The sequence below is a fragment of the Microbacterium sp. 2216-1 genome (assembly GCF_046507855.1).
Lineage (GTDB): Bacteria > Actinomycetota > Actinomycetes > Actinomycetales > Microbacteriaceae > Microbacterium > Microbacterium esteraromaticum_C.
In genome coordinates this window covers 734,819-759,525 of the sequence record NZ_JBKFTM010000001.1, presented here as the reverse complement: position 1 = coordinate 759,525, position 24,707 = coordinate 734,819, and the positions used below count along the sequence as shown (strand labels likewise).

Sequence of the window (24,707 nt, the reverse complement as noted above, 5' to 3'; positions counted from 1 at the left end):
TCCCGTTCTGAGCCACCGGGTGCGCCTACGCTGTCAGTAACCCGTTTTTCCAGGAGAAGCACCATGAGCGAGCACGACGCGAACGCCCGATTCGCCCGCGAAACCATCGTGGAGCCGTCGGCGATCGCCCGCGCCCGCGCGCACGGCCTCGAGCTCGGCGCCACCCCGATCAGTCCCGGCGTCGGCGCCCAGTGCGCCGTGCTGGCCGCTGCGGTCGGAGCCCGCTCCATCGTCGAGATCGGTACCGGCGCCGGTGTCTCCGGCCTGTGGCTGCTGCGTGGCGCTCCCCAAGCGGTGCTGACCACGATCGACAACGAGCCCGAGCACCTGGGCGTCGCACGCCAGTGCCTCGCCGAGGCGAAGGTGCCACCGTCGCGCACGCGGTTCATCACCGGTCGTGCCGCTGATGTGCTCCCCCGCATGAACGAGGGCGCCTACGACATCGTGCTCGTCGACGCCGACCCCGAGAACGTCATCGAGTATGTGGCCCACGGCCTGCGCCTGGTGCGCACCGGCGGGCTCGTACTGATCCCCCGTGTGCTCGCCGGAGGCAAAGTCGCCGATCCTGTGCAGCGCGATGCGGTCACGACGGCCTACCGCTCGCTCATCCAGGAGACCCAGGAGTCTCAGGCGGTGATCGCCGCGCTGTCGACGACCGGCGAAGGACTGCTGCAGCTGGCGCGAGTCGCCGACTGATACCGGCCCCCAGACACGAACAAGAGCGAAGACGCGAAGAAGGGCGATGGAATCCTCCATCGCCCTTCTTCTGTGCGTTGTTGTCAGGCCGCGTTCACAACGGCAGCCAGCACGTCGTGAAGCTCCTTCGCTTCATCGTCGTTCACGGAGACGACCAGACGGCCGCCGCCTTCAAGCGGAACCCGCACGATGATGAGTCGCCCTTCCTTCACGGCCTCCATCGGTCCGTCGCCGGTCCTCGGCTTCATCGCTGCCATCGTGGCTCCCTTTCCTCGGTGGTATGAGACCACTTTATCGGTATGGATGGGGTCCTACGCGCGTAACCACACGATATATCGCGGTATGACGCTAGGGCACCTGCCAGTAGGTCTGCGCTGAGCCGTACATTGCGAGGATCCACAGCGCCTGAAGAAACAGGCACAGCAGCAGCACTCCCCACCGGTAGATCCGCGATTTCGGCACGCCCAGTGCTCCCGCGAGCGGCGCCAGTGGAACCAGCAGGCGGAACGTACTCGACTGAGGGAAGAACACGGCCAGCAGATACAGCAGGTAGCTGGCGCTCCACAGCCGGATATCGATGCCCAATCGTCGTACGGCCCGCGCGCGCAACAGCATCCATGCCGCCCCCGCGACGAGCGCGAGCAGAAGGATCCACCCCATCCACGCCGGCATCCCCCACTGCTGCGCCCAGAACTCCGCACCGCGCACGAACCCCTCGAAGGGGAAGAAGTGCGGGTTCGGGTCTTCCAACCAGTTGCGGCGCCACGACAGCTCGGTCTTCAGGTACGCGCCCGGGTCTCGGGTCACGACACCGGCGATGACCTGCCAGCTGAATCCGACGACCGTGGCCAGCGCGCCGAGCGCGACGATATGCACCATGTCGCGCACGGGAAGCGGCTCGCTGGTGCGGCGCACCCAACGCGCGATGCCGTGCAGCCCGAGGAACAGCGCGAAGGCGAGGATGCCGGGGCGCGTGAAGCCCATGACCGGAATCAGCAGGTACACCCACGCGTACCGGTGCCGGGAGACCAGGTCGATCGCGATCAGCAACAGCATGAGGAAGAGCGACTCGGCGTAGCCGACCTGGAACAGTGCCGCGAGCGGACCGTTCGCGAAGAACGCGACCGCCCACAGCGCCGCCGTCACCCCGATCCGTCGTCGGAGCAGGCGATACAGCGCGAGACAGGCGAAGAAACCGGCGGTCAGCGAGATCAGCAGGGCGCCGACGCCCCAGTCACCCAGCCCGACGAACTTCGCGAGATAGGCGTAGACCGGCATGAACGCCCAGGCGTTCTCGGTGACCTCACCCGACGGGGTCAGCGGCAGCGTCGACGGGTAGCCGTTCTCGGCCACCCACCAGTACCACTGCGCGTCCCACCCGAGCACGTACTCGCCGAGCGTGGGTTGGATGCCGAACCTCGATGACGATGACGACAGGCTCGATGCCAGCATCAGCAGGCCAGTGGTGGCCAGTCGCGCGCACAGATAGATGATCGCGATGCGGCCGACCACCGGCATCCGCTGCCAGGCGCGCAGCGCCGACGATCCGCCGCGCCCGCCGGCGGTCAGAACCCGCTCAGCCACGCCCGCAGCCCGCGCTCGACGTCGTCGATCTGCGCGACCGGCACACGCTCCTCGTCGTGGTGGGCCAGGTGAGGATCCCCGGGACCGTAGTTGACGGCGGGGACGCCCATCGCCGAGAAGCGCGCCACATCGGTCCAGCCGTATTTGGCGTGAGCCTCTCCCCCGACGGCGGCGAGGAAGCGCTGGGCGATCGGAGCGTCCAGACCAGGACGCGCGCCGGCGGCAGCATCCGTGAACTCCACCTCGAACCCCTCGAAAGCGCTGCGTACATGCGCTTGCGCGTCGTCGATGCTCTTGTTCGGGGCGAAGCGGTAGTTGACCTCGACCTCGCAGAGATCGGGGATGACGTTCCCGGCGATCCCGCCGCGGATGCCGACGGCGCTCAGCCCTTCGCGGTACGACAGCCCGTCGACGTCGATCGTGCGCGCGCGGTACTCGGCCAGCCGCGCGAGAATCGGAGCGGCCCCGTGGATGGCGTTCTCGCCCACCCACGAACGCGCGCTGTGGGCGCGCACACCGTGCGTGCGCACGATGGCGCGCAGTGTGCCGTTGCACCCGCCCTCGACCCGCCCGTCCGACGGTTCGCCGAGGATGGCGAAATCGGCGGCGAACAGGTCAGGACGCGATGCCGACAGCAGGAACAAGCCGTTCTGCGACTCATCCACCTCTTCGTTGTCGTACCACATCCACGTGATGTCGACACCGGGATCGACGAGCTCGGCGGCGAGCTTGAGCTGTACGGCCACTCCCGCTTTCATGTCGACCGTGCCGCGCCCGTGAATGTACGCCTCGCCGTCGATGACGACGTCGCGCGTCGGGACGTTGCCGTTGATCGGCACTGTGTCGATATGGCCGGCGATGACCACCCGCTGCGGGCGTTGGAGGTTCGTGCGGGCGACGACCGTGTTGCCGTGCCTACTCACCTCGAGGTGGGCGCAGCGCGATACCGCCGTCTCGATCTCGTCGGCGAGCGGTCTCTCACCGCCGGAGACGCTGGGGATGTCGCACAGCGCGCGAGTGAGGTCGGCGGCGGATGCGGTCAGATCGAGCACCATGCGCTCCAGCCTATCGACGCGCACCGCGCGCCGCCGGTGCGAACGCGCGCGCTGTCGCGGCGAGCGCGCGTTACCGTAGAAGGATGAGCAGCGTATGGGGCATCGGTCTGGCGACGATCACGACGGCGGAGTCCGCCGCACCCGACACCGTGCTCGACGCGTGGTTCGCCCGCGTCGGTCTCGGCGAGTCGGATGCCGATGACGACCCCGCACTCGAATCGTACGCCGGAGCCGATGAGCGCCGCGCCGTGCGCACCGAGATCGTGCGTCTGTCGCTCGATCTCGACGCTCCGGTCGCCTCTACACCGGACGCGTATCTGCGTCTGCACGCGCTCTCGCATCTGCTGGTGCGTCCGAACGAGATCAATCTTGAAGGCGTTTTCGCTCACCTTCCGACGAACGCGTGGACGAACGGCGGCCCGATGCTGCCCCAGGACGCTGCCCGCCTGCGCCCCATGCTGCTGCGCCACGGCCTGCAGGTGCAGGGCCTCGACAAGTTCCCCCGGCTGACCGACTACGTGCAGCCCGAGGGTGTGCGCATCGCCGACGCGTCGCGCGTGCGCCTGGGCGCGCACCTGTCGCCGGGGACGACGGTGATGCACGAGGGTTTCGTGAACTTCAACGCCGGCACCCTCGGACCGGCGATGGTCGAGGGGCGTATCTCGCAGGGCGTCGTCGTCGGAGCGAACAGCGACATCGGTGCGGGTGCCTCGATCATGGGCACGCTGTCGGGCGGCGGCAGCCACCGGGTGTCGATCGGCGAGCGGGCCCTGCTCGGTGCCAACGCCGGCATCGGCATCTCGCTCGGCGACGACAGCGTGGTCGAGGCGGGGCTGTATGTCACCGCCGGATCGAAGGTGGTGCTCAGCGACGCTCCACGCACCGCCGACGGCGCACGCCCGACGGTCAAGGCGGCCGAGTTGTCGGGGCGCCCCGGCGTCCTGTTCTGGCGCAACTCGGTCACCGGCGCGATCGAGGCGAAGTCGCGCACCGGTCACGGCGTCACGCTGAACGACGCGCTGCACGCCTGAGCGCACGGGTTCTTCGAGACCGAACACACCGCAACGGCGCCGCCGGGAGAGTTCCCGACGGCGCCGATGCTGTCTTGCTTCAGGACGCGAGTCAGTCCGCGAACGACGCGAGCACCTCGTCGAGCGTGATGCCCTTGTGCTTGCTCTTCGGAGTCGGAACCGTGTCGGCGGTGGGGTTGCGCACGAGGTAGTTCATCTCGACATAGGCGAGATCGTCGGCATCCACCGTGCCACTGAAATCGACGTCGGCGGCACGCACGTCGGTTCCCCGCGCATCGCGGATCGCGATGGCGTCGAGAATGTCGACGACGTCGTCGCCGTTGACATCACCGGCGACCATCGAGGCGGTGAAGGTCGCGGTCCGGCCGGCGAGCCCGCCGTCGCTGTCCTTCGTCGACAGCGCGAGCGGCTGGTACCACGTGAAGTGCCCCGGCAGTGTGATCGTCATCCGCCACGGCTGGTCGCGCAGCGGAACGCCACCGGCCTCAACCGATCCGCTCGCGCCGATGGTCATCGAGCGCGTCGTGCCGTCGGATGCCGTCAGCGTGCCCTCGGCACCCACGGTCGAGTGGTCGAGGTCGCGGTCGGGTGCGCCCGCATCGGTCAGCAGCCCCTGGGCGAAGAATCCGCCGCTGGCAAGGCCGGTCGGAGCCACGGCCGCGACCTGATCGAACGCACGCTGCATCTGCACGCCCGCGCCGCCGGTGGTCTTCACGTAGGTGCTGACCGTCGCGAATCCGGTCGTCTCGGCGGCGACCGTGTCGGCCACCTCGAACACCATGTCGATCAGCGGAAGGTCATCACCGGTGTACTCCTTCGGGCCGTCGAACACGATCGGCACGCTGAGCTTGCTGACGCCCGAGCTCGTCTCAGTCACGGTCATCTCGCCGGCGATCCTCCCGTAGTCGGCGAACGCGTCCTGCGCGACCGGGCGGATGTTCGTCGTATCACGGGGCTGGAAGTATGCTTCGAATCGCATCTCGCCGAAGTCACTCGCATTGTGCGTGGTGAACGACATCGTGACGGTGTCGCCGACGCGTGCCGACGTCTTGTCAGCATCGCCGAGCACGTACGCCTGCGTGTCCTTGAACCACATCGTCTGGATGCGTCCGCCGATGTTGCCGGCCGCATCGACGCCGAGGAACCGGTGCGACTGCACCGCGCTCGGCAGCAGCCCGATGTCCGTCGAGAAGCCACCGTCAGCGGCCGGGGCGATCGACTTGTAGGGCATGATCTGGGCCGAGAACAGCTGGATGCTGTTGTCGCTCTGGTCGATGTCGATGCCCGCCGCACGGATCGTCTCGACGTCGCCGTCGACGAGCGAACCCGTCAGCGGGAAGCTCGACTGTCCCTGAGTGAACTCGTGCACCGAGTCGGTCTCGTACGCGGCGGTGAACTGCGGCGCCGTGACATCGACGTAGAAGTCGACCGTTCGCGAGAACTCGGCACCGTTGTCGTCGCTGCCGACAGCACGCAGCGTGTGCAACCCGGGCGCGACCGTGGCGATCTTGTGCGAGATCGGGAAGTCCTTGTCACCTGTCAGCGGCAGGTAGTCGCCGTACCAGGCGAACGGTCCGTAGCGCAGGCCGTCCTTCATCAGCGACGGATCGATCCCGCCGACGTAGCCGATGTCGGCCCCGCTGTCGGCGTCCACGAGGAAGAGATCGAGCGTACGAGACGGCGTTGCCACACCCAGCGAGAACTTCGCGGCGGGATCGTACGAGTCGGCAACGGTCGTCATCACCGGCTTGATCATCGTGAAGTCCGAGATCTCGGCGTCGTCGACGCGCAAGCCGAGCGGCAGGCGCAGCGGCTCGTCGTCGTCGGGGACGGTCACGAGGACGAATGCCCCGTAAGTGCCGTCCTCAACGCCGGCGGGCACCTCCACGGTCACGGTGACCTTCTTCGTCTTCCCTGCCCCGACCTTGACCGACGACGGAACGTCGACGCGGATGCCCGAGGCGACGATGTCTCCGGTGCCGGCACCGTGCGCGGTGTCGTACGACAGTTCGTACGTCTGCGTGCGCGAGCCGTGGTTGGTGACCTCGATCGTGCGGCTGATCGTGCTCTTGGCCGTGGCGGGTGCCATCCCCAGCGACAGCGCTCCGGTGATGTCGTCGATCGCCTTGACGCCGCGCTGTGCCGGCATCCACAGCTCATCGATCACCTGCACGTCGACCGTGCTGGCAACGGCCTGTCGCGGATCCACCTGGCCGGCTCCCGATTCGAACACGCCGCTGTCATCGCGAAGATCATCGGCGGTGTTCATCAGACGCGTCTTGATGTCGGCAGGAGACAGCTCGGAGTCGGCCTGCAGCATGAGTGCGGCGAGCCCGGCGACGAACGGCGTCGCCATCGACGTGCCCGACTTGCGGCCGTACGCCTCGCTGTAGGGGATGTCGGCCTTCGGGTCGACGTCCCAGGTCGGGACGGTCGACATGACCGAGACGCCGGGAGCGGTGATCTCGGGTTTGATGTCGGTGGTGCCGTTGGCCGGTCCCCTCGAGCTGAAGCCCGCCAGGCGGTCGGCCTCGGTCGTCACCGTGTCGAACTCGCCGAAGGTGACCTCTCCGACACCGTCGACCAGCGCACCGCGCACCGCTTCGCCTGCGTCTGCTGTCGTGCCGAACGTCGGAACGTACCCGTCATTCTCGCCGAGGTACACATCGATGAGCCCTTCGGCGCGGTTGTTGACGACGATCGCACCGACGGCACCGCGGTTGCGTGCGTTGGCGACCATGTCGTTGAACGTGATCGCACCGCGCTGGATGAGGACGATCTTGCCCTTGACATCCTTTCCGCTGTAGCCGGCGGGTTTGCCGTCACCGACGTCGACCAGTGCGACCGTGCGCCCGGCGAGGTCGGTGACCGAGGCATCATCGCGCTTCTGCGCGATCACGCGCAGTCCGGCGACGGCTGAGCCCACGGTCGCGTCGGTGGTGGCGAGCGTGAGCGGGCTGTCGTTCGCGCCGACGGTGAGGGCGAGCGCCGAGCTACCGGGAGAGCCGAGCGTCGCCGCTCCGCCCTCACCGTCATTGCCCGCTGCAATAACGGTGGTGACGCCGGCCAGGGTGAGGTTGTCAGCGGCGATGCTCAGCGGGGAGCGGTGGTCGTTGTACGAGCCGCCGAGCGACATGTTCACGATGTCCATGCCGTCGGCGAGAGCGTGCTCCATGCCCTCGAGGATGTCCTCGGTGGTGCCGCCGCCGTAGGGGCCGAGCACGCGATAGGCGTACAGGTCGACGTCCGGCGCCACTCCGTAGGCGCTGCGGCCGCCGAAAGTCTTGTCCTGGCCGGCGATGATGCCCGCCACATGCGTGCCGTGACTGGTGTAGTAGGTGGCGCCGCGCACCTTCTCGGGACGGCCGGAGCCCTTCCAATCGTCGTACGTGGTTTCCATCGGGTCGTCGTCATCGTCGACGGCGTCATAGCCCCCGCGGTAGGCGTCGGCGAGCGCCGGGTGCCGGTAGTCGATGCCGGTATCGAGCACACCGACCTTGATACCGTCGCCATCGATCCCCTCGGCGCGCAGCGCGGCGACCTCGTCGTACGTCGCGCCCCCACCCGTGATTCCGGCCTCGGCATCCGCCTCGGGAAGATCGACAGTGAACGTCTGATTCGGCCACACCGACGCGACGTCGGATGAGGCGAGCAGCGCGCGGACGTCGGTGCCCTTGGCACGCACGACCACGGCGTTGATCGCCTGGTCGTAGCTGCGAACGACCTTGATGCCGTTGCCCTGTGCGTGGGCGCGCAGACGCTTCTGCGAGGCGGCAACGGCGCGCTTCGCGTCGGCCGCCGAGAGCTTCTCGCCGTCGATCTTGGCGAGCGCTCGGGCGGTGGCCGGTGCGGGCTGGCGCAGTACGACGACGAAGTCCGCGACCTCGGCGGATTCCAGGTCGACGCCGTCGGCGATCCGGATCTCTTCGGGACGCTCGAGTCGCACGGATGCAGCGAGCGCGTGCCGTTGGGATGACGTCGTGGCGGTGAGCACATCGGAGGCATCCGGCTGCGCGGCGAACGCTGACGACGGCACGAGCATTGTGCCGATCATCGCCGTCGCCGCGACGGCTGCCGCGCCGATGTGGCGGCGGGTGTGGGGGCGGGGGGACATGGGTGACTCTCCTCGGGAGTGAACGGGTGTCTGGCACAACAGTGCCACTCATGAATGGGCGTATGGTGGCGCATATACGACATGGCCATTTCTCGTCGCCCTCCGGCGTCGACGGGGCCACGTCCGAGCCGCGAGAGTGGAGGACATGATGGGACTGGACGTGCTGGGTCTCGGCATCGTCGAACACCGCATCTACGAGCACCTCGTGCGTCACCGCGCGCTCTCTGCCGCCGACCTCGCGATCGAACTCGGCCTGCGCGACGCACAGGTCGGCTCGGCGATCGACGCGCTCACGACGCGCGGGCTGGTCGCGCGAGAAGGTCCGGCGCCGGGCCGCCTCATCGCCGCACCGCCCGACGTTGCCCTCGGCGGCCTGATCCTCGACCACGAGGACCGCCTCCGACAGGCACAGGCAGAGATGCTCGCGCTGGAGCAGCTGTACCGCAACGCCGGCACGGGCGAGGCCGACGTCGTAGACGTCGTGCGCGGCAGCGAGGCCGTCGGCCACCGTTTCAACCAACTGCAACGCAGCGCACGCAGCGAGGTGCTGCTGTTCGTCAAGGGCGACATCGTCGCGATCGACCGCGAACAGAACGTCGAGGAGGAGCTCGCGCATCAGCGCGGCATCCGGTATCGGTACGTTCTCGAACGCGCACGCCTGGAAGCGCCCGGCATGCTCGACGCCGTGCGCGGTGCCATCGAGGGTGGCCTCGACGTGCGCGTCGCCGGCTCGCTCCCCACGCGCATGCTCATCGTCGACCGCACGATCGCCATGGTGCCCTCGGCTGCGGACGGCGAAGACCAATCCAGCGGCGCCCTGCTGCTGCACGCCGGAGGACTGGTCGGACTCGCCCTCTCACTGTTCGAGCGCACCTGGCAGGCCTCATCGCACCTGATCACCCGCGACACCGGCGATATCGAAGAAGTGGACCTCGACGCCGAGGAGCGCGAAGTCCTCGCCCTGATGGATGCGGGACTGACCGATCGCGCGATCGGGCTGCGCATGGGCAGCTCGGTGCGCACCGTGCAACGCCGGGTGCGCGAGCTGATGGACCGGGCCGATGTCGACACACGTCTGCAGCTCGGCGTCGCTGCCGTGCGTCGCGGCTGGTTGTGAGGCGGCAAGCTGTGAGCGCACGTCGGGTCTCTCGACGCGGTGTTGCTAGACTTGACAGGTCGTCCGCTCAGCGGGCGATGCGTCGTCGACACGGAGTCTGCGAAGACTGACAGCGAGCATCACGCTCCCCTACCGGCATCCGACCGGCCTTTCGCACGGCGAAACGATGCGCACGCCTGCGCCGTCGCCCACCCTCGACCTTCCGCACGCTCTCGCGTGCCTCCTGGAGTTCTCCTATGCCTACCTTCCTCGAACTCGGCGTGCCCGCCGCTCTCGCGAACGTTCTCGCGGCCGACGGCAAGACCGAGGCGTTCGCCATTCAGCGCGACACGCTGCCCGACTCCCTGGCCGGGCGCGATCTGCTCGGCCGCGGCCGCACCGGCAGCGGCAAGACCATCGCCTTCGCACTGCCGCTCGTCGCTCGCCTGGCAGAATCAGAGACGCGGCGACGTCCGGGCCACCCGCGCGGCCTCGTGCTCGCCCCCACCCGCGAGCTCGCGACGCAGATCGCCGCGACCATCACCCCGCTCGCCGCAGCCACCGGCATGCGCGTCACCACCATCTTCGGTGGCGTCAGCCAGCGCCCGCAGGAGCAGGCGATGCGCGGCGGCGTCGACATCGTCGTGGCATGCCCCGGCCGGCTCGAGGACCTGATGAAGCAGGGCGTCGTCTCGCTGGATGCCGTCGAGATCGCCGTGCTCGACGAGGCCGATCACATGGCCGACCTCGGCTTCCTCCCCGGAGTCACCCGCATCCTCGCAGCGACCCCGAAGAACGGGCAGCGCCTGCTGTTCAGCGCGACCCTCGACCGCGGCATCGACGCACTGGCCAAGCGCTTCCTGCACAACCCCGTCAGCCACGAGGTCGACGAGGCGAGCGTGCCGGTCGGCGAGATGACTCACCGCGTGCTCGTGGCCGCCGACGCCGACGCGAAGAAGGCGCTCGTGCAGGATCTGGCCTCGGGCCTTGGCCGCCGCATCCTGTTCACCCGCACCAAGCATCACGCGAAGAAGCTCGCCAAGCAGCTCACCGCGGCGGGCATCCCCTCCGTTGATCTGCACGGCAACCTGGGCCAGAACGCCCGTGAGCGCAACCTCGCGGCCTTCGGTGCCGACCCCTCCGCCGGTGGCGTGCGGGTGCTGGTGGCGACCGACGTCGCCGCCCGCGGTGTGCACGTCGACGACGTCGAGCTCGTGGTGCACGTCGACCCGCCCGTCGAGCACAAGGCGTACCTGCACCGCTCGGGCCGCACCGCACGCGCCGGCGCCGCGGGCACCGTCGTCACGCTGATGCTGCCCGAGCAGCGCCGCGATGTGAACGACCTGCTGCGCAAGGCAGGCATCAAGGTCGCCCCCGAGCCGGCGACCGCAGACGCCGTCGCCGAGCTGGTGTGCGAGCGCGCACCGCACGTCAAGCCCGCTCCGCCGCAGCCCAAGCAGCCGCAGGGCAAGAAGAAGAGCAACGCCCAGACGGGAGCCGGCACCGCGACCGGCGAACAGGCCGCAGGCCGTTCGTCGCGACGCCGCCGCGGACGTGGCGGCGCCCAGGCCGGCGCGCATGCTGGTGCGCAGAACAGCGCATCGACGGGCGGCGCCCGCGGCCAGCGCGGCGAGGGTCAGCGCGGCGACGGTCAGCGCGCGCAGAACCCGTCCCCGCAGCCTCGGGGTGAGCGTCAGGCTCCGCGCGATCAGGCTGCACGCGGACAGCACGCTCCTCGCGCCGAGCGCGCGCAGCAGAGCGGTTCGTCCCGTCCGGCCCACGGCGGCCCGACCGCAGGATCCGGACGCCCGCAGGGCTCCCGGCGCGTCAGCCGCCCCCAGGGTCGCTGACGTCTGCCCCACTGGGTCCCGCTTGCCGCGCCGGCAAGCGGGACCTTTTGCTACGGGAGCAGGAAAACACAAAGCCCCCGCCGTCGAGGCAGGGGCAGAGCGTGACGACGCGGATCAGCGCGTCGGGAAGGTGCGCTCAGGCGAACCGATGTACAGCTGCTGCGGGCGGCCGATCTTGTTCTGCGGGTCGAGGTTGAGCTCGCGCCACTGCGCCAGCCAACCGGGCAGACGACCGATGGCGAAGAGCACCGTGAACATGCGGGTCGGGAAGCCCATGGCCTTGTAGATGACGCCGGTGTAGAAATCGACGTTCGGGTACAGGCGACGCTCCTTGAAGTAATCGTCGGCGAGGGCGATCTCTTCGAGTTCCTTGGCGAGGTCGAGCAGCGGGTCGTTGACGCCGAGCGATGCGAGCACCTCGTCCGCGGCCTCCTTGACGAGCTTCGCGCGCGGGTCGTAGTTCTTGTAGACCCGGTGGCCGAAGCCCATGAGCTTGACGCCCTCTTCTTTGTTCTTCACGCGCTCGACGAAACGCTGCACGCTCTGACCCGATTCGCGGATCTGGCCGAGCATCGTGAGAACGGCCTCGTTGGCCCCGCCGTGCAGCGGGCCCGACAGCGCCTGAATCCCGGCCGAAACCGAGGCGAACTGGTTGGCACCGGTGGAACCGACCAGGCGCACGGTCGAGGTCGAGGCGTTCTGCTCGTGGTCCTCGTGCAGGATCAGCAGCAGCTCGAGCGCCTTCGACATTACGGGGTTGACCTCGTACGGCTCGGAGAGCACACCGAAGTTCAGCTTGAGGAAGTTGTCGACGAAGCTCAGCGAGTTGTCGGGGTACAGGAACGCCTGCCCGACGCTCTTCTTGTGCGCGTATGCGGCGATGACCGGCAGCTTGGCGAGCATGCGCACCATGTTCAGCTCGACGTGCTCGGGGTTGTTCGGGTCGGTCTGCCCCTCATAGTAGGTCGACAGCGCCGCGACGGCCGACGAGAGCACCGACATCGGATGCGCCGTGTGGGGTAGCGCCGAGAAGAAGCGCTTGAGATCTTCGTGCAGCAGCGTGTGCCGGCGGATGCGCTCGTCGAAGTCGGCAAGTTCCGAGGGTGTGGGCAGTTCGCCGTAGATGAGCAACCAGGCGACCTCAAGGTACGAGCAGTTCTTCGCGACCTGCTCGATCGGGTATCCGCGGTAGCGCAGGATGCCCTTGTCGCCGTCGATGTAGGTGACGGCCGACTTGGTCGAGGCGGTGTTGACGAATCCGTAGTCGAGGCCGGTGTACCCGGTCTGGCGGGTCAGCGTCGAGAAATCGATGCTGTCGATTCCGCTGGTTGCGCGCAACAGGGGGAACTCCGCCGTCGTGTCGCCGATCGAGAGAGTCGCCTTCTCGGGCTGAGCTGCGCTCACGCCAACCTCCTGCTGAATCAGTATCGTCATGGGGCGATGGCCACAGGGCACCGACACGAGGCCGCGGGCTCCGCGCATTCACATCGCTTTTACAGCCTAGCCGTGCGTTCGGCCTACTGTGACATCCACCAAAAGATCACCGCAGCTTGCGCGCGATCCACACAAAGCCTCAGGCGGATGCCATCAGCCGCGCCGCGGCCTGCTGCACGCGCTCCGACGGTGCGGTCAGCGAGAGGCGCACGTGCTGTGCCGAGTGCGCACCGTAGAAGTGGCCGGGGCCCGCAAGGATGCCGAGCTCTGCGAGCCGTCCCATCGATTCCCAGGCGTCGCGCCCCTCGGTCGCCCAGAGGTACAGTCCCGCCTCGGAGCCGTCGATGCGGAACCCCGCGGCCTCCAGCGCCGGTACGAGCGCGTCGCGGCGTTGCCGGTAGAGCTCTTTCTGGGCGGCGACATGCGCGTCATCGCCCAGGGCAACGGCCATGGCGTGCTGCACGGGTGCTGGTGGCATGAGTCCCAGGTGCTTGCGCGCGGTGAGAATACCGCCGACGACGCGTGCACAGCCCGCGATGAATGCCGCACGATAGCCGGCGAGGTTGGACTGCTTGCTCAGCGAGTACACGCTCAGAAGGTCCGATCGCGTGCCACCGGTGACCCGTGGGTCGAGAACCGACGGGATCGACTCGTTTCGCCAGGGGCCGTCCCACCCGAGTTCGGCGTAGCACTCGTCACTCGCGAGCACGGCGCCGAGTTCACGGGCGCGCTTCACTGCGACGCGGAGCTCGTCAAGCGTCCAGGTGCGCCCGTCGGGGTTGCCCGGAGTGTTGATCCAGATCAGCTTGGAACCCTCTGGCCATTCGGCCGGGTCGTCCGCGGCGACGGGCGTCGCGCCGGCGACCGTCGCGCCGACGGCGTACGTCGGATACGCCACCCGCGGGTGCACGACGATGTCGCCTTCACCGAGCCCGAGCAGGGTCGGCAGCAGGGCGACGAGTTCTTTCGACCCGATCGTGGGCAGCACATTCGCTTCACGCAGGTCGGGCACGCCGCGTCGCCGGGCGTACCAGTCGACGATCGCTTGGCGCACGCTGGGTGTTCCGGTGGTCTGCGGGTACGCGTGCGCGTCGGTCGCCTCGGCGAGCGCCGCGCGGATCACTTCCGGCGTCGGGTCGACCGGCGAGCCGATCGAGAGGTCGACGAGTCCGTCGGGATGCTGGGATGCGCGCTCACGGTACGGGACGACGGCGTCCCACGGGTAGTCGGCGAGGTCGCGGACGCTCACCTACTCCCCCTGCGGGGGAAGTACCGAGACCACGGGGTGGTCGAAGTCGTAGACGCCGACCTTCGCGGCGCCGCCGGGCGAGCCGATCTCGTTGAAGAACTCGACGTTCGCCTTGTAGTAGTCGGCCCATTCCTCGGGCAGGTCGTCCTCGTAGTAGATCGCCTCGACGGGGCAGACCGGCTCGCAGGCGCCGCAGTCCACGCACTCGTCGGGGTGGATGTACAGCATCCGATCCCCTTCGTAGATGCAGTCCACGGGACATTCGTCGACGCAGGCGCGGTCCTTGACATCGACACAGGGAAGGGCGATCACGTACGTCACATGATCAGTCTACGACCCCTGCGGCGCAGGGCGCCCCGGGGCGGCGGTCAGGACTCGGGTGTGCGCGGCGTCGTCGATGTCGACATCGATGACGAGAGCGCGCGCAACCGACTCGTGTCCGGCCACATCACCGTGAGCAGGACGATCCCCGATGCGACGTACATCCAGATGTTGCCCAGCGGCGTATTCGGCACGACGACCGATCCCCCGGGCCCGCGTTGGGAGATGATCAGGATCAGCGCCATCATGCCGAGCCCAGCGGCGAGCGCGGCCCAACGGTCGCCGGTCAGCGCGCGCAGGGCGATCAGCAGCGCGGCGCAGCCGATGGCGCCGACGATCATCCCGACCGGTACGGGGCCGAGCATGAAGCTGTGCGCGATGGTGGCCGCGACGCCGTAAACGGCGCCGACGAGGGCTGCTGCCAGCCAGGACAGGCCACGGGAGAGGATGCTGCGCACAGCTCAACCCTAGTCGCCCGCGGGCTGCGAGCACCTGCGCGTCGGAACGTCGGATGCTACCGTCAGGCCGCCCAGCCGAGCATGCGCAGCAGTGCCGCCACGGCGGCGGCGGCCGCGACGACGACGATGAACGACTGACGCATCCACAGCAGCCCCGCGGCCACCAGCACGGCCGGCAGCCTGGCATCTACCACCACGGCCTGCCCCGCGCCCAACGATTGCACGGCGACGAGGGCTGACAGCAGCGCCACGGTGAGCAGATCCGAGATGCGCGCCGGGCGCGGTGCCTCGAGGACGCGCGCGGGGATCAGATAGCCGAACGCTTTCAACCCCACGCAGATGCATGCGGCGAGCAGTACCGCGCTCCAGACGCTCATGCCGTGACCTCCTCGGACGGGGTCCGATCATCTTCGCGGCTGAACCAGTTGAACCACCCGACGATGATCGCGACGACGGCGGCCACCAGCACCGGCAGTCCGGGCATGAGAAAAGGGGTGAGCGAGCCCGCCACGACAGCGGCGGCGACGCCGACGGCGATCGCCTGACGCTGCTTCAGGCGCGGCCACAGTAGCGCCAGGAAGGCCGCCGCGGCGGCGGCATCGAGTCCCCAGGCCTTCGGGTCGCCGAGCACGTCGCCCAACAGTGCTCCGGCGAGGGTCGTCAGGTTCCACCCGATGAAGACACCGAGTCCGGTGATCCAGAACCCGAGCCTGCGCAGTCGCGTCGAGCCCTGCGAGATCGCGACGGCGGTGGACTCGTCGATGGTCAACTGCGCAGCCGCCGTGCGGCGCCAGAATCCCTCGCCGATGATCGGCGACATGCGCATGCCGTAGGCGATATTGCGCACGCCGAGCAGCGCGGCCGACGCGACGGCTGATGGCAGGGCCGCCATCCCGCCGGCGCTGAAGACGCCGATGAAGGCGTACTGCGATCCGCCGGTAAACATCACCAGGCTCAGCACGCACGTCTGCCAGACATCAAGACCAGAGGCGACGGCGAGCGCGCCGAATGAGATGCCGTAGGCGCTGGTCGCGATGGCCACGCCCAGCCCTTCGCGCCACACTTCACGCGCGGCCGCGCGATCATCGATGACCGCCGGTGTTCGATCCGTTGAACGCATGCCCATCATTCTGAACGATGCGCGTGGTCCAGTCAAACCGAACGAACGTTTGACATACTGAACAGATGGACCTGCGCGAACGACTCGCCCACTCCCTGCGCCGCGAGCGCGAGGCGGCCGAGCTGTCGGTGTCGGAGCTGGCGCGACGCGCCGGGGTGTCAAAGGCGACGATCTCGCAATTGGAGAGCGGATCCGGCAACCCGAGCGTCGAGACGCTGTGGGCCATCGGCGATGCCCTCGGCGTGCCGTTCGCGACACTGGTCGAGGAGCGCACGAGCGCACCGCGTCTGATCCGCCTGGGCGATCACGCCGGCGTCCCTTCCGCCGCAGCCCCGTATCTGGCGACGCTGCTGTCAGCCGCGGCCCCCGGCACCCGCCGCGACATCTACCTCATCCAGGCAGAGCCCGGTGAACCACGCCGCTCGCTCCCCCACCACGCGGGCACCACCGAACACGTCATTCTGATCAGCGGTGAAGCGCTGATCGGCCCGGCCGAGGCACCCGTGCTCATGCATCCCGGCGACTACCTCTCATACGCCGGCGACGCGGCGCACGTCTTCGAGGCGCACGTTCCCGGCACGAGCGCCGTACTGGTGTCTGAACTGCGCTAACGCGCGGCGAGCGAGGTCAGTACCAGTTGACCGCCTGCGAATGCCCCCACGCGGCGCACGGCGAGCCATACGCGCGCTGAATGTAGTCCAGCCCCCACGAGATCTGCGTGGTCGCGTTGGTACGCCAGTCACTGCCTGCAGTGGCCATCTTGTCGCCCGGGAGTGACTGCGGGATGCCCGTGGCACCGCCGTTGGGGTTGTACGCCTGGTAGTCCCAGCCGGATTCCTTGGTCCACAGCGAGACCAGGCACGAGAACTCTCCCTCGCCCCAGCCATAGCGCTCGGCGGCCATCGCTCGTGCCGTCGCCTTCGCACCCTCCGGCGTATTGGCGGCCGCCTGCGCCTCAGCGGCACGACGGGCGTCTTCGACTGCCTTCTTCGCCGCCTTCTCCGCGGCGATACGTTCGGCCTCGGCCTTGAGCCGGGCATCCTCGGCGACCTTCATCTCCTTCGCCGTGGTCAGCGCGTTCTGCAGAGCAGAGGTGTGCCCCTGTACAGCATCCGCTTCGCGGGCGACCGCCGCAGTGAGCTCGGCGACACGGTCCGCGGACAGACCGTTGGTGTCGGACAGCGTGTTGACGTTGCTACGCAGCTCGACGAAGTCCACCGCCGTCGCCACGGACCCCGGCTGCACCTCAGAGGCGAGCACGACCGTGTTCAGTGCCTGCGCATTGACGAGCGCGAGCTTGCCGTCTTCGACAGCATCCGCCGCCTCTTCCAGCGCCGTCTCGCTCGGCACGGCGCCGAGCGCGGCCGGCGCGTAGACGATTCCGGCGGCGACACCGGCGAGGATCGCGGCTCCCGCGGCGAGTCCGATCATCGGGCGGCGCTTCGTCGACGGGGCAGGGGCTGTGGCGGCGGCCCGACGGGACGCACGGCTGATCTGAAGGTGGGGCATGGGTTCGACTTTCGGGTCGTCGTCGGCCCGGACCCGCTGGGGGCTGCTCATCGGGAGCGAACGCCCGGGCACGAGAGACGAGTCTGACGCACCCACCTGGACGAAACCCTGCCCTCACCTGGACAATCCTTGACCACCGCCCGAGAATCCGCGCCGCATCCTCAAGGGAAGATATGTTATGGGTTCGTTACTTTAGTAGTGTCGGACGCTCGGACAGCGCGAAGGCCCCGCATGCCGGATACGGCGTGCGGGGCCTTCGAGAGCTGTTGCGACTTACGCGTTGGCGTCCTGGCGCTTGAGGCGGGAGGCCTCACGTGCACGGGTGGTCTGATCGAGGTTCACCTTGCGGATACGCACGACCTCGGGGGTCACCTCGACGCATTCGTCGTCGCGCGCGAACTCGAGGCTCTCTTCCAGAGACAGCTCACGCGGCGGCGTCATCGACTCGAACGAGTCGGCGGTCGCCGAACGCATGTTGGTGAGCTTCTTCTCCTTGGTGATGTTCACATCCATGTCGTCGCTACGCGAGTTCTCGCCGATGACCATGCCCTCGTAGACCTCCTGCGTCGGCTTGACGAAGAACGACATGCGCTCCTGCAGGGCGATCATGGCGAACGGCGTGACGACACCCGAACGGTCAGCCACGATCGAGCCGTTCTGGCGCGTGGTGATCAGGCCGGCCCAGGGCTCGTAGCCGTGCGAGATGCTGTTGGCGATACCGGTGCCGCGCGTCGTGGTCATGAACTCGGTGCGGAACCCGATCAGACCACGGGCCGGTACGACGAACTCCATGCGCACCCAACCGGTGCCGTGGTTGGTCATGCCCTCCATGCGGCCCTTGCGGTTCGCCAGCAGCTGGGTGATCGCGCCGAGGTACTCCTCGGGGGCATCGATGGTGAGGTGCTCGAACGGCTCATGCGTCTTGCCGTCGATCTTCTTGGTCACCACCTGGGGCTTGCCGACCGTGAGCTCGAAGCCCTCGCGTCGCATGTTCTCGACGAGGATCGCCAGCGCCAGCTCACCGCGGCCCTGGACCTCCCAGGCATCCGGGCGCCCGATGTCGACGACCTTCAGCGAGACGTTACCGATCAGCTCGCGGTCGAGGCGGTCCTTCACCATACGGGCGGTGAGCTTGTGGCCGCGCACCTTGCCGACCAGCGGCGAGGTGTTCGTACCGATGGTCATCGAGATCGCGGGGTCGTCGACATGGATCTGCGGCAGCGCGCGCACGTCGTCGGGATCGGCGATCGTCTCACCGATGGTGATGTCCTCGAAGCCGGCGATCGCGACGATGTCACCGGGGCCCGCGGACTCGGCCGGGTAGCGCTCCAGCGCACGGGTCATCAGCAGCTCGGTGATACGCGCATTGGCCGTGGTGCCGTCGGCACGCACCCAGGCGACCGTCTGCCCCTTCTTCAGCGTGCCGTTGAACACGCGCAGCAGCGCAAGGCGGCCCAGGAACGGGCTGGAGTCGAGGTTGGTGACCCAGGCCTGCAGCGGCGCCTCGTCATCGTACGACGGAGCGGGGATGTGCTTGAGGATCGCCTCGAACAGCGGCTCGAGGTCGTCGTTGTCGGGCAGGTCACCGTTGGCGGGACGGTTGAGCGATGCAGCGCCGGCACGACCCGATGCGTAGACGACGGGCACGTCGAGCAGTGCGTCGACGTCGAGGTCGGGAACGTCGTCGACAAGATCGGATGCCAGACCCAGCAGCAGGTCCTGTGCCTCGGCCTCGACCTCGACGATGCGCGCGTCGGGGCGGTCGGTCTTGTTCACGAGCAGGATGACCGGCAGCTTCGCCTCGAGCGCCTTGCGCAGCACGAAGCGGGTCTGCGGCAGCGGCCCCTCGGACGAGTCGACCAGCAGCACGACGCCGTCGACCATTGACAGGCCGCGCTCGACCTCGCCACCGAAGTCGGCGTGACCGGGGGTGTCGATGACGTTGATCGTCACCGGCACGTCGGTGTGAGCACCGTTGTACGTGATCGCGGTGTTCTTCGCGAGGATCGTGATGCCCTTCTCACGCTCAAGATCACCGGAGTCCATGGCGCGCTCGTCGACGTGGGCGTGTTCGCCGAAGGAGCCCGTCTGGCGGAGCATCGCGTCAACGAGCGTGGTCTTGCCGTGATCGACGTGTGCGACGATCGCGACGTTTCGGAGATCAGAGCGGAGGGCGTGCGCCATTGAGGATTCCTCAGAGAATTGGTGGGATGCGCCGGGATGCCGACGTTACAGAATAACGCACGGCCGCTGACCGCCCGCTGACCGTGTACCCGCGCTGTGCCGAGCACTAGCATCGGTGGGATGAGTCGGGCACGGATCTGGTGGGAGATCGGAATCGTGCTCGCGCTCGGGCTCGGGCAGTCGGCGGTGTACGCCGTGGTTCAGCTGGCCTACCGCCTCACCGACGAGACGCCGCTCGGCGATCAGACCGCGACGCTCAACCCCTCTCGCAGCGACCGCGAGTTCTTCGACCTCATCTATCAGCTGCTCTCCATCGGCTTCGGCATCGTTCCCGTGCTGCTCGTCTGCTATCTGCTCTGGCAACCGCGTACGCCGCACCTCGCTGATCTCGGACTGGACGGCACCCGCCCCGGCCGCGACATCGGCCGCGGCGCCCTGCTCCTACTCGCCATCGGCATCCCGGGGCTCGGCCTCTACCTGCTCGGCCGGACGCTCGGCTGGTTCGTCGCCGTCGACCCCGCCGGACTCGACGCGCACTGGTGGACCGTCCCCATCCTGTTGCTGTCGGCGGCACGCGCTGCGATTCAAGAGGAGTTCGTGGTGCTGGGCTATCTCTTCGCGCGCCTGCGCCAACTGGGATGGGGACCATGGCCGATCATCGTCGCCACCAGCCTGCTGCGCGCCACCTATCACCTGTATCAGGGGCCAGGTGCGTTCATCGGCAACTTCACCATGGGCCTGCTGTTCGGCTGGCTGTTCGCCCGCACCGGCAGGTTGCTGCCGTTCCTGGTGGCGCACTTCCTGATCGACGCGACCGTGTTCGTGGGCTACCCCTGGGCGGCAGCGACCTGGCCGTCCCTGTTCGGACTGCCCGGCTGACGCCCCACCGCGCCGATCGTCAGCGGGTGACGGCCACCGCGACGGCGGCCCAGACCACAAGAACCGCGAGCGCAGTGAGCGCGGGCCAGTCCCAGGTGCGCTGCACTCGGGCATCCGCATCGACCGAGCCGGCGGCATCCGCACGCAACCGCTTCATCGCGGCGATGCCATCGTCGGTCTCGGCAACGCCCTCTTCCTTGACGCGTCCCGGCGCAAGACGCCGCGCGCGCGTGCGCGAGGGACCGCCGAAGCACGACACGACGGCGTCATCGACAAGAGTGATCTCGAGCTGCCAGCGCATCGCGATGCGCTGCACCCGACTCCACGGGATCTCGATGCGACGCAACAGGTTCTGCACCTGCACTCCCCGCTCATCGGCACGCACGTCCGAGGCCAACCCGACCACGTACACGCACCACACCACGAGCAACGGCCAGGGGGCGAGCAGCAGCGTGTTCGCTAGGCCCGACCGCACGGCCGCGTCGACGAGCAGCAACGCGGCCACCACGGATGTCAGCACCAGAAGCAGCATGCTCCCGGAGCGTCGGAACATCCGCGGCGGCCGCGTGCGACTCATCTGTCGTTCTCCGTCGTCACGCCGCGCCACCGCCGAGGGTCAGCGACGCCCCGGGGATCGCGTCGAGCAGTCGCCTGGTGTACTCCTCCTGGGGTGCCGAGAAGATGTCATCGACGGTGCCCTGCTCGACGATGCGCCCCTTCTCCATCACGCACACCAGGTCGGCGGCGACGCGCACCACGGCCAGGTCGTGCGTGATGAACAGGTACGTCAACCCGAGCTCCTGCTGCAGGTCTGAGAGCAGGTTCAGAATCTGATCCTGCACCAGCACATCCAGCGCCGAGACGGCCTCATCGAGCACGACGATGTCGGGCTTGAGCGCCAGCGCCCGTGCGATAGCCACACGCTGGCGCTGACCACCCGACAACTCGTTCGGGTAGCGCGATGCGAGCTCCTGCGGCAACGCGACCTGGTCGAGCAACTCGAGCGCACGCTTGTGCTGCTCGTCTTTCGATCCGATCCGGTGCACGTGCAACGGCTCGGTGATGAGACTGCCGATGCTGCGCAGCGGATCGAGGGAGCCGTACGGATCCTGGAACACTGGCTGCATGCGGCGACGCAGTGCGAACACCTCGGCGCGCGACAGCGTGCTCGTCGGATTGCCGTCGATGACGATCTCGCCATCGGTGGGGTTCTCCAATTGCAGCAGCATCTTTGCCACGGTCGACTTGCCCGAACCGGACTCGCCCACCAGCGCAAGGGTCTTGCCCCGCGGGATGCTGAACGACACATCGTCGACCGCCCGGAACTGCTCGTGACGCAACCCACCGGTACGAATCGAGTAGTCCTTCACGAGCCCGCGCACCTCGACGACCGCCGGAGCGTCATCCGCAGGCGCCACGGACTCGGCCGCACGAGTGCTGCTGCCGATCCGCTTCGACGCCAGACTCGGGGCCGCAGCGACGAGACGCTGTGTGTACGGATGCCTCGGGTTGGTGAGGATCTCGACACTCGGACCGGCCTCGACGATCTCGCCCTGGTTCATCACGATGATCCGGTCGGCGCGCTCCGCGGCCAGTCCCAGGTCGTGTGTGATGAGCAGCACCGAAGTGCCGCGCTCGCTGGTGAGCGAGGCAAGGTGGTCGAGGATCACCCGCTGCACGGTGACGTCGAGAGCACTGGTGGGCTCGTCGGCGATCAGCAGCTTGGGATCAGCTGCGAGCCCGATGCCGATCAACGCGCGCTGGCGCATACCGCCCGAGAACTGATGCGGGAACTGATGCATACGCTTGGCAGCGTCGGCCAGCCCTGCTTGCTGCAGAACCTCGACCGCACGGTCGTGCACCTGCTTCTTGCCCTGCGCCAGCCCGTTGGCCCGCACGGCCTCTTTGACCTGGAAGCCGATCGACCACACGGGGTTGAGGTTCGACATCGGGTCCTGGGGCACGTAGCCGATCTCACGACCACGGATGCGCTCCATCTGCCGGCGATCGGCCGTGGTCAGCTCACGCCCGTCGAGGGTGATGCTGCCTCCCGTGACCTCACCGGTTCCCGGCAGCAGGTCGATGATGGCCGCGGCCGTCGTCGATTTGCCCGAGCCGGACTCGCCGACGATCGCCAGGGTCTCCCCCGCCATCACGTCGAAGCTGACACCGTGCAGCACCTGGCGCGTCTTCTTGCCGCTGCGGAAGGCGACCTTGAGGTCGCGGATGCTGAGAAGAGGTTCGCTCATCGCTGTGCCCTCGCCTTCGGATCGACGGCGTCGCGCAGCAGCTCGCCGAGGGTGATGAATGCCAGCACCGTCAGGGTCAGAGCCAGCGACGGCCAGAACAGCGCCATGGGCGCGGTGCGGATGTTGGCCTGTGCCTGACCGATGTCGAGCCCCCACGACATCGTGCTGCCGCCGAGGCCGACGCCGAGGAACGACAGCACCGACTCGGCGACGATCGCCCCCGCGAGTGCGAGAGTCGCGACCACGATGACCGGGGCCATCGCGTTCGGCAGTACGTGCACGAGCAGCGTCCTGAACCGCGACATGCCCACGGCCTCGGCGCCCATCACGAAGTCGGCCTGTTTCACGCGCAGGATCTCGGCACGCATGATGCGCGCCGTCGAGGCCCACGCGAATCCACCGATGGCGAAGGCCAGGACGAACACGTTGCGCACCGGCATCACCGACATCACCACGATCGCCGCGATGATGTAGGGAATCGTGAAGAAGATGTCGCCGACGCGCGAGAGGAACGAGTCGAGCCAACCGCCGTAGAACCCGGCGAACGCACCCATCACCACGCCGATGACCGTGCCGATCAGGGTCGCCAGCACGCCGACCACGAGCGACGTGCGGGTGCCCCAGATGATGCGCGAGTAGACGTCGCACCCCAACCGGGTGAATCCCAGCGGGTGCCCCGGTTCGGGTCCGCCGTTGCTGTCGGCGAGCTGGCAGCCGTTGTTCGGCGCCACGTTTGTGAACAGCGACGGCCACAGCGACACGACGATCACCAGCAGCACGAAGGCCGCCGAGATCCAGAAGATCGGCCTGCGCCGAAGGTCGCGCCACGCGTCGAGCCACAGGTTGCTGGGCTTGGCGTCGACACGCACCGCATCGACGCGCACAGTGGTGGTCTCGACGGGAGCGACGTAGTGCTCCGGAGTCGAATCAGTTCGAGACATAGCGGATCCTCGGGTCGAGCAGGCCGTAGATCAGGTCCACGATGATGTTGATGAACACGTACACGACGACGAACACCGTGACAAACGACACCACGGTCGGGTTCTCGCCGCGAATGATCGCCTGGTACAGGGTGTTTCCCACACCGGGCACATTGAAGATGCCCTCGGTGACGGTGGCACCGACCATCAGCACGCCGAACACGGTGCCCAGATCGGTGACCATCGGGATCAGTGAGTTGCGCAACACGTGCACGGGGATGACGCGTCGGCGCGGCAGCCCCTTGCTGTACGCCGTGCGCACCCAGTCCTGACCGAGGGTCTCGATCGTCGAGGCGCGGGTCAACCTCATGCTGGTCGCATACACGCTGAGTCCCAGCACGATCGCCGGCAACCAGAGATCGCCCCAGTCATTGTTGGCGCCGACCGTGGGTCTGAACCAACCCAGTTGCACTGCCAAGAAGTACTGCGCAAGGAAGGCGAGCACGAAGATCGGCAGAGCCACGAAGATCAGTGCCACGACGAGCATCGAGTTGTCGAAGAGGCCGCCCTTGGTGAGCGCCGAGAACAGACCGATCACGATGGCGAGGACGAAGGCGATACCGACGGCCATCACGGCGAGGCGCAGTGTCACGGGGAAGGTACGAGCGAGAACCTCGCCGACCGGCTGTCCTGAGAAGCTGGTGCCGAAGTCGAGCCGGAAGATACCGGCGATGTAATAGAAGTACTGCACGACGAACGGCTCGTCGAGATGGTACTGCGCGCGCAGCCTCTCAAGCAGAGCCGGGTTGGGCTGACGATCTCCGAACAGTGCGGCGATCGGATCGCCGGGCATCGCGAAGACCATGAAATAGATCAGCAGGGTGGCGCCGAAGAACACCGGGATTGCCTGCAGGATCCGTCTGAGGATGTAAAGAGCCACCCTCGACCTCCCTTCGGG

The 24,707-nt window shown here is 67.9% G+C and carries 22 protein-coding genes; 6 read left to right on the top strand and 16 right to left on the bottom strand.

Annotation, left to right across the window (positions count from 1 at the left end):
• Positions 1-63 precede the first annotated feature (63 nt).
• The gene (locus ACLD0U_RS03450; RefSeq protein ID WP_179411344.1) at positions 64-696 is read left to right on the top strand and encodes an O-methyltransferase; all 633 of its coding nucleotides are present in this window, start codon (positions 64-66) and stop codon (positions 694-696) included.
• 83 nt (positions 697-779) lie between these two features.
• Here ACLD0U_RS03450 and ACLD0U_RS03445 read toward each other — a convergent pair whose 3' ends face one another.
• The 3 genes from ACLD0U_RS03445 to dapE form a co-directional block, all read right to left on the bottom strand.
• Positions 780-953, bottom strand: a complete 174-nt coding sequence (locus tag ACLD0U_RS03445) for a DUF3117 domain-containing protein (RefSeq protein WP_179411345.1) — start codon at positions 951-953, stop codon at positions 780-782.
• Between the two features lie 91 nt (positions 954-1,044).
• Entirely contained in the window at positions 1,045-2,280 is a 1,236-nt protein-coding gene (locus ACLD0U_RS03440) for a hypothetical protein (RefSeq protein ID WP_410339838.1), read from the bottom strand.
• A complete protein-coding gene (gene dapE, locus ACLD0U_RS03435) occupies positions 2,262-3,335 on the bottom strand; it encodes a succinyl-diaminopimelate desuccinylase (RefSeq protein WP_179411346.1) in 1,074 nt (357 codons plus the stop codon). Before dapE ends, ACLD0U_RS03440 begins: the two co-directional genes overlap by 19 nt.
• A gap of 83 nt (positions 3,336-3,418) precedes the next feature.
• On the opposite strand from dapE, the gene ACLD0U_RS03430 reads away from it, so the two are divergent.
• A complete protein-coding gene (locus ACLD0U_RS03430) occupies positions 3,419-4,366 on the top strand; it encodes a DapH/DapD/GlmU-related protein (protein WP_410339837.1) in 948 nt (315 codons plus the stop codon).
• Between the two features lie 91 nt (positions 4,367-4,457).
• Here the strand turns inward: ACLD0U_RS03430 and ACLD0U_RS03425 are convergent, their stop codons facing one another.
• Positions 4,458-8,480: a S8 family serine peptidase gene (locus ACLD0U_RS03425; protein WP_410339836.1), complete on the bottom strand. Its 4,023-nt coding sequence runs from the start codon at positions 8,478-8,480 to the stop codon at positions 4,458-4,460.
• A 145-nt stretch (positions 8,481-8,625) separates the two neighbouring features.
• Here ACLD0U_RS03425 and ACLD0U_RS03420 point away from each other — a divergent pair, with 145 nt between their 5' ends.
• Together ACLD0U_RS03420 and ACLD0U_RS03415 are read left to right on the top strand one after the other, a co-directional pair.
• A complete protein-coding gene (locus ACLD0U_RS03420) occupies positions 8,626-9,597 on the top strand; it encodes a helix-turn-helix domain-containing protein (protein ID WP_179411349.1) in 972 nt (323 codons plus the stop codon).
• A 236-nt stretch (positions 9,598-9,833) separates the two neighbouring features.
• Positions 9,834-11,426, top strand: a complete 1,593-nt coding sequence (locus ACLD0U_RS03415) for a DEAD/DEAH box helicase (protein ID WP_410339835.1) — start codon at positions 9,834-9,836, stop codon at positions 11,424-11,426.
• Positions 11,427-11,540: 114 nt separating this feature from the next.
• Here ACLD0U_RS03415 and ACLD0U_RS03410 read toward each other — a convergent pair whose 3' ends face one another.
• From ACLD0U_RS03410 to ACLD0U_RS03385, 6 genes are all read right to left on the bottom strand, one after another.
• Positions 11,541-12,860 carry a citrate synthase gene (locus tag ACLD0U_RS03410; RefSeq protein ID WP_179411351.1) on the bottom strand — a complete coding sequence of 440 codons (1,320 nt, stop codon included), beginning with the start codon at positions 12,858-12,860 and terminating at the stop codon, positions 11,541-11,543.
• Positions 12,861-12,999: 139 nt separating this feature from the next.
• Complete coding sequence (gene dapC, locus ACLD0U_RS03405) at positions 13,000-14,109, bottom strand: succinyldiaminopimelate transaminase (protein WP_206823367.1); 1,110 nt, start codon at positions 14,107-14,109, stop codon at positions 13,000-13,002.
• The gene (gene fdxA / locus ACLD0U_RS03400) at positions 14,110-14,430 is read right to left on the bottom strand and encodes a ferredoxin (RefSeq protein ID WP_179411353.1); all 321 of its coding nucleotides are present in this window, start codon (positions 14,428-14,430) and stop codon (positions 14,110-14,112) included.
• Between the two features lie 47 nt (positions 14,431-14,477).
• The gene (locus ACLD0U_RS03395) at positions 14,478-14,888 is read right to left on the bottom strand and encodes a histidinol dehydrogenase (protein WP_224817529.1); all 411 of its coding nucleotides are present in this window, start codon (positions 14,886-14,888) and stop codon (positions 14,478-14,480) included.
• Positions 14,889-14,950: 62 nt separating this feature from the next.
• A complete protein-coding gene (locus ACLD0U_RS03390; RefSeq protein ID WP_179411354.1) occupies positions 14,951-15,265 on the bottom strand; it encodes an AzlD domain-containing protein in 315 nt (104 codons plus the stop codon).
• Entirely contained in the window at positions 15,262-16,008 is a 747-nt protein-coding gene (locus ACLD0U_RS03385) for an AzlC family ABC transporter permease (RefSeq protein WP_206550188.1), read from the bottom strand. Before ACLD0U_RS03385 ends, ACLD0U_RS03390 begins: the two co-directional genes overlap by 4 nt.
• Before the next feature lie 65 nt (positions 16,009-16,073).
• Between ACLD0U_RS03385 and ACLD0U_RS03380 the strand changes: the two genes are divergently transcribed.
• Positions 16,074-16,619: an XRE family transcriptional regulator gene (locus ACLD0U_RS03380; RefSeq protein ID WP_179411356.1), complete on the top strand. Its 546-nt coding sequence runs from the start codon at positions 16,074-16,076 to the stop codon at positions 16,617-16,619.
• Between the two features lie 16 nt (positions 16,620-16,635).
• Here ACLD0U_RS03380 and ACLD0U_RS03375 read toward each other — a convergent pair whose 3' ends face one another.
• Both ACLD0U_RS03375 and typA read right to left on the bottom strand, forming a co-directional pair.
• Entirely contained in the window at positions 16,636-17,517 is an 882-nt protein-coding gene (locus tag ACLD0U_RS03375; RefSeq protein WP_410339834.1) for a phospholipase, read from the bottom strand.
• A 273-nt stretch (positions 17,518-17,790) separates the two neighbouring features.
• Positions 17,791-19,701 carry a translational GTPase TypA gene (typA, locus tag ACLD0U_RS03370; protein ID WP_179411358.1) on the bottom strand — a complete coding sequence of 637 codons (1,911 nt, stop codon included), beginning with the start codon at positions 19,699-19,701 and terminating at the stop codon, positions 17,791-17,793.
• Between the two features lie 120 nt (positions 19,702-19,821).
• On the opposite strand from typA, the gene ACLD0U_RS03365 reads away from it, so the two are divergent.
• A complete protein-coding gene (locus ACLD0U_RS03365) occupies positions 19,822-20,580 on the top strand; it encodes a CPBP family intramembrane glutamic endopeptidase (RefSeq protein WP_410339833.1) in 759 nt (252 codons plus the stop codon).
• A gap of 19 nt (positions 20,581-20,599) precedes the next feature.
• Here ACLD0U_RS03365 and ACLD0U_RS03360 read toward each other — a convergent pair whose 3' ends face one another.
• From ACLD0U_RS03360 to ACLD0U_RS03345, 4 genes are read right to left on the bottom strand one after another with little or no spacing between them, the layout of a single operon-like run.
• Complete coding sequence (locus ACLD0U_RS03360; protein ID WP_410339832.1) at positions 20,600-21,157, bottom strand: PH domain-containing protein; 558 nt, start codon at positions 21,155-21,157, stop codon at positions 20,600-20,602.
• A gap of 16 nt (positions 21,158-21,173) precedes the next feature.
• On the bottom strand, positions 21,174-22,829 hold the full coding sequence (locus ACLD0U_RS03355) for an ABC transporter ATP-binding protein (RefSeq protein WP_179411361.1): 1,656 nt from the start codon (positions 22,827-22,829) through the stop codon (positions 21,174-21,176).
• On the bottom strand, positions 22,826-23,770 hold the full coding sequence (locus ACLD0U_RS03350; protein ID WP_410339831.1) for an ABC transporter permease: 945 nt from the start codon (positions 23,768-23,770) through the stop codon (positions 22,826-22,828). The genes ACLD0U_RS03355 and ACLD0U_RS03350 overlap by 4 nt, the downstream gene beginning before the upstream one ends.
• Positions 23,757-24,689: an ABC transporter permease gene (locus tag ACLD0U_RS03345; protein WP_410339830.1), complete on the bottom strand. Its 933-nt coding sequence runs from the start codon at positions 24,687-24,689 to the stop codon at positions 23,757-23,759. Before ACLD0U_RS03345 ends, ACLD0U_RS03350 begins: the two co-directional genes overlap by 14 nt.
• Between the last annotated feature and the right edge of the window lie 18 nt (positions 24,690-24,707).

What these genes read in the sequence shown, in the direction of transcription:
- ACLD0U_RS03450 (WP_179411344.1), top strand. Translation starts at nt 64, where the DNA reads ATGAGCGAGCACGACGCGAACGCCCGATTCGCCCGCGAAACCATCGTG.
- ACLD0U_RS03445 (WP_179411345.1), bottom strand. Translation starts at nt 953, where the DNA reads ATGGCAGCGATGAAGCCGAGGACCGGCGACGGACCGATGGAGGCCGTG.
- dapE (WP_179411346.1), bottom strand. Translation starts at nt 3,335, where the DNA reads ATGGTGCTCGATCTGACCGCATCCGCCGCCGACCTCACTCGCGCGCTG.
- ACLD0U_RS03430 (WP_410339837.1), top strand. Translation starts at nt 3,419, where the DNA reads ATGAGCAGCGTATGGGGCATCGGTCTGGCGACGATCACGACGGCGGAG.
- ACLD0U_RS03425 (WP_410339836.1), bottom strand. Translation starts at nt 8,480, where the DNA reads ATGTCCCCCCGCCCCCACACCCGCCGCCACATCGGCGCGGCAGCCGTC.
- ACLD0U_RS03420 (WP_179411349.1), top strand. Translation starts at nt 8,626, where the DNA reads ATGATGGGACTGGACGTGCTGGGTCTCGGCATCGTCGAACACCGCATC.
- ACLD0U_RS03415 (WP_410339835.1), top strand. Translation starts at nt 9,834, where the DNA reads ATGCCTACCTTCCTCGAACTCGGCGTGCCCGCCGCTCTCGCGAACGTT.
- ACLD0U_RS03410 (WP_179411351.1), bottom strand. Translation starts at nt 12,860, where the DNA reads ATGACGATACTGATTCAGCAGGAGGTTGGCGTGAGCGCAGCTCAGCCC.
- ACLD0U_RS03390 (WP_179411354.1), bottom strand. Translation starts at nt 15,265, where the DNA reads ATGAGCGTCTGGAGCGCGGTACTGCTCGCCGCATGCATCTGCGTGGGG.
- ACLD0U_RS03385 (WP_206550188.1), bottom strand. Translation starts at nt 16,008, where the DNA reads ATGCGTTCAACGGATCGAACACCGGCGGTCATCGATGATCGCGCGGCC.
- ACLD0U_RS03380 (WP_179411356.1), top strand. Translation starts at nt 16,074, where the DNA reads ATGGACCTGCGCGAACGACTCGCCCACTCCCTGCGCCGCGAGCGCGAG.
- ACLD0U_RS03375 (WP_410339834.1), bottom strand. Translation starts at nt 17,517, where the DNA reads ATGCCCCACCTTCAGATCAGCCGTGCGTCCCGTCGGGCCGCCGCCACA.
- typA (WP_179411358.1), bottom strand. Translation starts at nt 19,701, where the DNA reads ATGGCGCACGCCCTCCGCTCTGATCTCCGAAACGTCGCGATCGTCGCA.
- ACLD0U_RS03365 (WP_410339833.1), top strand. Translation starts at nt 19,822, where the DNA reads ATGAGTCGGGCACGGATCTGGTGGGAGATCGGAATCGTGCTCGCGCTC.
- ACLD0U_RS03360 (WP_410339832.1), bottom strand. Translation starts at nt 21,157, where the DNA reads ATGAGTCGCACGCGGCCGCCGCGGATGTTCCGACGCTCCGGGAGCATG.
- ACLD0U_RS03355 (WP_179411361.1), bottom strand. Translation starts at nt 22,829, where the DNA reads ATGAGCGAACCTCTTCTCAGCATCCGCGACCTCAAGGTCGCCTTCCGC.
- ACLD0U_RS03350 (WP_410339831.1), bottom strand. Translation starts at nt 23,770, where the DNA reads ATGTCTCGAACTGATTCGACTCCGGAGCACTACGTCGCTCCCGTCGAG.